6 protein-coding genes and 2 rRNA genes are annotated in these 7,694 nt (G+C 56.5%); 2 read left to right on the top strand and 6 right to left on the bottom strand.

Features of this window, described 5'->3' with window-relative positions:
• Together rrf (EE949_RS30415) and rrf (EE949_RS27015) are read left to right on the top strand one after the other, a co-directional pair.
• Positions 1-80 (top strand): 5S ribosomal RNA (rrf, locus tag EE949_RS30415); the annotation flags it as partial.
• A 108-nt stretch (positions 81-188) separates the two neighbouring features.
• Positions 189-304, top strand: a 5S ribosomal RNA gene (gene rrf / locus EE949_RS27015).
• A gap of 141 nt (positions 305-445) precedes the next feature.
• Here rrf (EE949_RS27015) and EE949_RS27010 read toward each other — a convergent pair.
• From EE949_RS27010 to EE949_RS26985, 6 genes are all read right to left on the bottom strand, one after another.
• Complete coding sequence (locus EE949_RS27010) at positions 446-1,183, bottom strand: GntR family transcriptional regulator (RefSeq protein WP_122667081.1); 738 nt, start codon at positions 1,181-1,183, stop codon at positions 446-448.
• 93 nt (positions 1,184-1,276) lie between these two features.
• The gene (locus tag EE949_RS27005; protein WP_122667080.1) at positions 1,277-2,449 is read right to left on the bottom strand and encodes an MFS transporter; all 1,173 of its coding nucleotides are present in this window, start codon (positions 2,447-2,449) and stop codon (positions 1,277-1,279) included.
• 360 nt (positions 2,450-2,809) lie between these two features.
• Positions 2,810-5,260 (bottom strand): TonB-dependent receptor, encoded by a 2,451-nt coding sequence (locus EE949_RS27000; protein WP_122667079.1) that lies wholly within the window; start codon positions 5,258-5,260, stop codon positions 2,810-2,812.
• A 96-nt stretch (positions 5,261-5,356) separates the two neighbouring features.
• Positions 5,357-6,322 (bottom strand): FecR domain-containing protein, encoded by a 966-nt coding sequence (locus EE949_RS26995; RefSeq protein WP_122667078.1) that lies wholly within the window; start codon positions 6,320-6,322, stop codon positions 5,357-5,359.
• Positions 6,322-6,825, bottom strand: a complete 504-nt coding sequence (locus EE949_RS26990) for a sigma-70 family RNA polymerase sigma factor (protein WP_122667077.1) — start codon at positions 6,823-6,825, stop codon at positions 6,322-6,324. The genes EE949_RS26995 and EE949_RS26990 overlap by 1 nt, the downstream gene beginning before the upstream one ends.
• 170 nt (positions 6,826-6,995) lie before the next feature.
• The gene (locus EE949_RS26985; RefSeq protein WP_122667076.1) at positions 6,996-7,688 is read right to left on the bottom strand and encodes an HAD-IA family hydrolase; all 693 of its coding nucleotides are present in this window, start codon (positions 7,686-7,688) and stop codon (positions 6,996-6,998) included.
• Positions 7,689-7,694 lie beyond the last annotated feature (6 nt).

Raw genomic sequence — 7,694 nt, 5'->3', positions numbered from 1 at the left:
ATCCCGAACTCAGTAGTGAAACGATGTATCGCCGATGGTAGTGTGGGGTTTCCCCATGTGAGAGTAGGTCATCGTCAAGATTAAATTCCAGAACCCCTGATCGCTTACGCGTTCAGGGGTTTTGTTTTAGTAGAAGCCATAGAATTTCGCCGGTGCGTTACTTCAGTAACGCACCAGCTACAGAATTTCTTGACGACCATAGAGCATTGGAACCACCTGATCCCATCCCGAACTCAGTAGTGAAACGATGTATCGCCGATGGTAGTGTGGGGTTTCCCCATGTGAGAGTAGGTCATCGTCAAGATTAAATTCCGAAACCCCCGATCGCTAACGCGATCGGGGGTTTTGTCTTTCAGACGGTCACAAAACGGGTATTAGGTCGATCTGTCAGTGCTTAGATATCCACAGGCCATGACGGCTTTAATATCCAGTGCGGCGCATGCTGCTAGCTGACTTTGATTCTTGCCTTGCGTGCAGGCAATGGTTGAGCGTTAGCCTGGCTTTGCAAATACTGAGTCACGGCTTTTACACCTCGGTTGAGGTGCAGTTGCAAAGCCTGAACGGTTTCCTCGACCTTCCTTTCCTCAGCCAGTTTCAGCAACTCCCAATGGTCGTCCTGAGCGAGTTTGCCCAAACCCATTGCTGCCAGATTGAAGCGCAGGAAACGCTCCTCTTCACTTAACCCTTGTTCCACGGCCGCCATTAACCGTTTGTTAGAAACCTTGGCATAGAGTGCCATATGGAACATACGGTTGAGCCTGCCGATTTCGGCGTATTCGGTTTCAACTTCAAGCTTCTCGATACACAGCCGCGCTTCAGCGAGATCGCTGGCCTCAAGGAAAGGGATGGACAAGCGTATCGCCTCTGATTCAAGAAGGATGCGGAGTGCGTAGGCATCAACAGCATCTTCACCAATCAGCGGAGCTACCACGCCCCCTTTGTGCCGTTCGACTCGAAGCAAAGACTGGGCTTCAAGCTGCCTAAGAGCTTCGCGTACGGGCATACGACTGACGCCGAACAGAGTGGCGAGTTCTTGCTGACGCAACGCCGTACCCGCTGGCAATCGCCCATCCAGGATTGCGCTGCGTAGTTTTTCCTCGATCACTGTTCTGGCCAAATGCGCAGGCGGCTGCTCATCGCCTATGATCGCGCGCAAGAGAGTTTCTCTAGCCGAGTTGGGCATCGCTACCTTTCTTCATGGGTGAATTATTGGATCCAATTGACACTAGGTGGAGCTCGATAGATTGTCAAACCCGCAGGCCTGGAGGTCATTCACCTACAGGGGAACTGACATTCCTTTGCGGGCACTCATAAAGCATAGTGCGCCCCCTGCTATTGTCAGTCCGGTCAAGACATAAAACATCGTCGTGGGTGGCGTATTGATCAACAGGTAGCCGCAAATCACCGGGCTCAAAGCACCACCGAAGGCTGCCAGGTTCTGCGCGCCATAGTAACTGCCCCGCAAGGCCTCGGGAGCGATTGTATCGACGAACAAATATTCGGCGGGGTATATGATCATTTCCCCGAGGGTGAAAATGAACATTGCGATGCACCACGTCAGCATGTTGTAAGAAAAACTGAAGCTGATCAGGCCCAGCGCGAACAATCCGATCCCCACACAAATCCATCCAGCCAATTGCTCGCGCTTGAGTAAGCGGCCTACTTGATATTGCATGAGTATTACCGTCACTGCGTTACAGGCAAGCACGGCGGAAAGAATGTGCAGCGCGTCTTCCTGTGCATGAGTGACGAGCAGGAACTGCGATAGATACAGCGTAAAACGGCCATGAACAATCGTGCTGAGTAAGCTTCCACAGGTGAACAGGATCAGCGTACGGTCATTTTTCAAGATACGCAGAGTGTCGAGGAAACTCTGCGGTTTCGTGCTCTCGACGGGTCTGACCGGAGCGATCCCGACCATCAGGAACACGCTTCCCAGCGCAATTGCACCTGCAATCAGAAACGGTGCGAGCGGTAGATATCCTGCGATGATCACGCCCAGCATAGGACCGGTGGCATAGCCGATATTGGTCAGCGTGTAGCGCAGTGAAAAGACTTTGGCGCGCATGCCTATTGGCAGGTTTTCGCTGATGATTGCTTTGGAGCCGATAAGAAATAACGCAGATGCTGCCTCGGTAATCACCAATGTCAGGGTCGTCAGGTAGACGTTGTGGGCAAAGGTCAACAAGGTGAAGCCGATGGCACTGGAGAGCATCGCCATAATCAACAGCCTGCGTTTGTCCAGGCGGTCAATGATGTAGCCCCCATACAGACCAAGTAGCGTGGCGAGAAACACAGCTATGCCCATCAGCAAGCCGACATCTTGCTGGTCAAGCCCTAGTCGATTGCTCAAGAACAGCGTCAGCAAGGGGCTGGTGATAGCGCGGCTGACAACAATGGTCAGCGAACAGATCAGCAGTCGACGGATGACGAGGGAATACGTGACCACGCGTGGATAACGTCCGCAAAGGATGATTGGGCGTGGCGCGTACCGCCACCCAGGACAACTGATGAGGATGGCAGGGTCATCCTGCTCAATTCAGTCAGTCGGGTTGTACGGCAAGCTTATATACAAAGTGGGCTGTCGTCAGCGATTGTGCTGACCGCGATAAGGCGTAGGGGCCGGATTATGACTCCAGTGCAAACACGGCAGAGTCTGCAGGCGCCGCCGAATGCTATTCATCCTCGCATACCGGGATCGCAGCCTTCGGCAGCGCCTACAGAGGATGAATGCAGTCCAGAAAATTGCGTGCGTTGAGATGAGTCGCCGAGTGCGAGAAAGCGCAATACAGCACTCTCCCGCCAGCGATCAGAAGTCCACCGTGGCCGATACCTTGAGCGTCCTTGGCGTGCCTTGGGTCAGATAGTTATTCGCGGTAGACGCCGAAGCCCAATACGCTTTGTTGGCCACGTTTTCCACATTGGCGCGCAGCGTGATATCGCGTTCGTCCATGCTGAATGTGTAGCGAGCGCCCAGATCAACGCGCGTCCACGCGGGGATGCTCAATGTGTTGGTGCTGTTTACGTACTGACCGCCAGTACGCAACAGGCGCGCATTGAGCGCGGCCCCGCGAATACCTGGTACGTCCCAGTCGCCTCCCAGATTGAATTGAAAGCGCGGAACGCCGGCAGCGCGATTGCCATCAGTAGCGCCCCCGGCGGTTTTAGTCTGCTCAGTGTCCATCCAGGTCGCGCCTGCCAGCAGGCGCAAACCGTCGAGCGGCTCGCCGAAGACATTAAGCTCAACACCCTTATTGACCTGCCGACCATCTACGCTTAAGGAGTTTAGATAGGTCGTGTTATTGGGTTGCTCAATCCGATATACGCCCAAGGTCGCGCCGTAGGTGTCCCAGTCCAGCTTGACCCCTGCCTCTGTCTGCTTGCTGCGCTTGGGCGGGAAGACTTTGCCCGGGTTGGTTGCGTCCGTTTGTGGCGCAGTTGGTCCTTGTGCAAGACCTTCAATACGGTTGGCGTAGAAAGATACGTGTTCCCAAGGTTTGAGTACCAAGCCATAAACTGGCGTCGTGATTGATTTGTCATAAGGCGTTCCGCGCGCCCCAGTCGCAGTGTTCCACGAGTCGACTTCAATAGTCTGGCGACGCAAACCCAGTGTCAGCAGAATCCGGTCATCGACGAACCCTAACGTGTCTGAAAACGCTGCGCTTTTCATGCGGTTTTTGCCAACGATGCGCGGGTCGTGAAGGTCGCTGCCAAAGTACGTTGCCGGTGGCGTCGGGCGCGGTGCCTGAACCGGGTCGTAAAGATTGCCGGGAAAACGACTGGCGACAGACAGCGCCTCATAAGCCGAGCGCTGTTCACCCCATATACCGGACAGGCCGAAGTTCATCTGATGAGTGACAGGGCCGGTAGTGAAGTGCCCGTTAAGCCCAGCCATGGCGCTCTTGTTGTCTTCGTCATGGGGCGAGTAGAGGAAGCCGCCCCGTGCTGTACCCGACTTGTCGCTGACATACAGCGACGAATACACACCGTTTTCGCGCGTGTGTTTGGCGCCCACACCGGCATACACCGTCCAGTTGTCATTCAGGTCGTACTCGCCGTTGAGCATGCCGTAGGTATCTTCGAGCTGCGACCAAGTCCAGTCCTGCGAGTAGTTATGACTGGCCGAAGGTGCCTTTGGGACCGATGTGCCGGTGGGGTAAACCACCGCACGACCCTGGTTGATGCGCTCTTTCTGATAACCAAGATCCGCCGAAAGGCGTAGCCGGTCACCGCGATAATCCAGCGCTACGGCAATCAGCGACGAGCGCTGTGATTCATCATCAATGCCCGTGTCGCCTTCATGCTGGGCCAGGTTAACCCGTACGCCGAATTGATTGTCCTCACCAAAACGCTGACCCAGGTCCATATGCCCGCCGACCTGGCTTTTACCGGTGTAGTCCAGGGTGACGCTGCGGGTAGGTGTGTCCATCGCCCGCTTGGGCATCAGGTTGACGCTACCGCCGATACCACTGCCTGAGGGTGAAACGCCGTTGATGAAGGCATTGGGGCCTTTGAATAACTCGACGCGCTCCAGCGCCTGAGTGGTAACGATTTGCCGGGGCAGAATGCCGTACATGCCGTTGAATGAGATGTCATCCGTTTGCAATGGCAGGCCACGAATAGTGAAGACCTGAGAGAAGTTGCCGAAGCCTGCCGATTGGCGCACCGAGGCGTCATTGAGTAAGACGTCGCCAACGGTTTTAGCTTGCTGATCAGCGATCGTTTGCGCCGTATAGCTCACCACGCTGAAGGGCACGTCCTTGATCTCGCGATTGCCCAGTACACCCAGCCGAGCGCTACGCGCGACCTGGCCGCCTGCGTAAGTTTCGCTCTGGCTGATCGATTGCCCGTCTACCGTGGTTGCGCCCAGCTCTACAGCCTCACCGGCTTCAATCCGCGGGGCCACGGTGTACCCGTTGTTGCCAGTGCTCAGCAACGTGTAGCCAGTTCCCGCCAGCAACTGCTCAAAGCCTGCCTGTACGGTGTAACTGCCCTTCAGCCCGTTACTTTGACGACTGTTGAGCAACGTCGCATCGAATGACAGCGGTACGCCGGACAGCGCCGCAAACTGCGCGAGCACATGCCCCAGCGGACCGGGGGCGATGGCATAGTCTTGCGCAGTGGTGTTGGTGGTCGCGTCTGCCGCCAGAGTGCTATGCATTGGCAGGGCGGCCGTCAGGGCGATGGCGACGCTCAATGCCTTGAGGCGCGAACGGGATGGGCGATTGTGGAGCGAATGCTGAAGCAACCTGGCTGTCATGCGGCATACCTGTCGGCGCAGAGAAAATGTGGGCGTTATCTGCACACCGAACGACACGGGAAAAGGTATCAGTGAAAGTGAAATTATTTTTGCGAGCTAGGCGCGAGGCTCAACCGTGACCCAGTAACGGGTCATGTTGCTGACGGTGATCGGCAGCGTGTCATTGAGCAACCGTAGGCTGGCGTCGGTATCACGCAATGAAAATGCGCCAGAGACGCGCAGCTCGGCAACGGCGGTATGGCAGCGCAACATACCCGGCCGATAGCGTCCCAATTCAGTCAGCAAATCAGCCAAGCGCATATCCTTGGCTACCAGCATGCCGTTTTCCCACGTCAGCGCACTGGCATCCACACTGCTGACGGGTGTCAGCGAGCTATCACTGAACGCACCTTGCTCGCCAGCCTGAAGCACAAGGCTCTGCACCGAGCTGAAGGGACGCATCTCTACCGCGCCCTCCAGAACGGCTACACGAGTCCACTGTTCATCAAGACGGACGCTGAATCGTGTGCCCAACGCACGGGCGCTGCCGTGTGGTGTTTTGACGATAAAAGGACGATAACGGGTCGCAGGATCTTGCGCCGTGGTAATCAACATTTCGCCCTTGATCAGTTCGACGCGGCGCTCGGCATCGCTGAAAGCAATGTTCACCGAACTGGCCGTGTTGAGCACCAGATGAGTTCCATCAGCCAGCGTGATTTTGCGCTGCTCGCCAATAGCAGTGTGCTCATCGGCTGTCCATTGCTGCCAGGGCAAACGCTGGTAGGCCAGCCACCCGCTTGGGCCTGCGAGTAATAGCAGGCCAAGGCGGGTCAGGGCCTGACGACGCCCTATCCCTTTATTGCGGCCAATCTGCTGCAGTGTCTGCGTAGCAATCGAGCCGGGTACCGAGCGCAAGTCACCGAGGATAGCCTCTGCTCGCTGCCAGGCCTGGGCATGCTGGGCACTACGGCCACGCCAGCTCTGAATGGCGCGATGGTCTTCATCCGTTGCTGACCCGGAGTGCAACTGCACCAACCAGTCTGCGGCTTCGCCAAGAATCTGAGGATCAATGGGCTGGTTCATCAGGCCACGCTCAGGCAGGCAAGAAATGCATCGCGCATGTAGCGTTTGACACTGATAAGGGACACGCCCAATTCTTCGGCAATTTGCGCGTAGGTCAGGCCATCGAGCTGGGACATGAGGAATGCCTGGCGAGTTTTGTCCGGCAACTCTCTGAGCATGGCTTCGATGCGATAGAGCGTCTCAAGAATCAGCAAACGGGTTTCAGGCGAAGGGACTTCCGGCTCAGGTAAATGAGCGATCGTCTCAAGATAGGCGCGCTCGACGTCCTGGCGTCGCCAGCGATCAATTACCAGACCCTTGGCAATGTGAGTCAGTAGCGCTCGCGGTTCATTCCCCATAGTGCGAGCCTGTCGGGTGAGCAGGCGCAGGAAAGTGTCGTGTGCCAGATCTGCTGCGTCGCTGGCGTTACCCAGCTTGCGGACAAGCCAACCCTGCAACCAACCGTGGTGATCACAGTAGAGGTTGTGGATTTCCAGATTGAGTGATCGATCGGCGGACGACATAGATAACCACTGGAGCGCGTCCGGCATCCTTGCCAGATGTAATTAAGAATTGATCGCAATTCTATCCGCGTTCAGCCAGAGGTGGCAATTTTTGAAAGCGGGAGCGAGCGCAGCGCGTATCAAAGCCTCGCCCACTAATGACTCAGCCACAACGCCCGCAATCCTGAGGCCTAGCCTTTCATTGCCGGCAATCCCCAGCTTTGCAGCGGGAAATCAGCCAGCGATTTCAGAATCAGATCCGCGTGCTCATATTGCTCCAGCGGCATGTGCGAGTCGGGCACCGCAACGGCGTACATGCCAGCAGCCTTGGCAGCCGTCACGCCGAAGGGCGAGTCTTCGAACACCAGGCAGTCGGCTGGCGCAACACCCAGACGGCTGGCGGCGACCAGGAAAATATCCGGCGCAGGTTTGGCCGCACCGACTTCCGGATCATCCGCAGTCACCACGGTTTCGAACAGTTCGAACCAGTTGCGGTGCATCTCGGTCTTGGCGTGGAAGTAATGGATCGATGAGCTGGTACCGACGGCAATAGGAATATTGTGCTCCGCCAGATGCCGTACCAAGGCTTCGGCGCCATGCATTGCGGGGGCTTTCGGGAAGCGCTCATCCAGCATCGGGGCGCGGATTTCGAGGAACTCATCCACTGAGAGTGGCAGTTCCAGCGCTTGAATCACGTAACTTGCGAAGTCCTGTGCGCCGCGGCCGATAGTGTGTTGTTTGACAGCCCAGTCAAATGTGCGGCCATACCGGCTGGCGATCAAATGGGTCACTTCGGTGTAGACCCCTTCGGTGTCCAGCAACAAGCCATCCATGTCGAAAATCACGGCCTTGATCGGGCCTCGCTCGCTTCGCTGTTCAGTCATCGTCTC

The sequence above is a fragment of the Pseudomonas viridiflava genome, from assembly GCF_900602065.1.
Classification (GTDB): Bacteria; Pseudomonadota; Gammaproteobacteria; order Pseudomonadales; family Pseudomonadaceae; genus Aquipseudomonas.
This window is presented reverse-complemented; position numbering and strand designations above follow the sequence as displayed.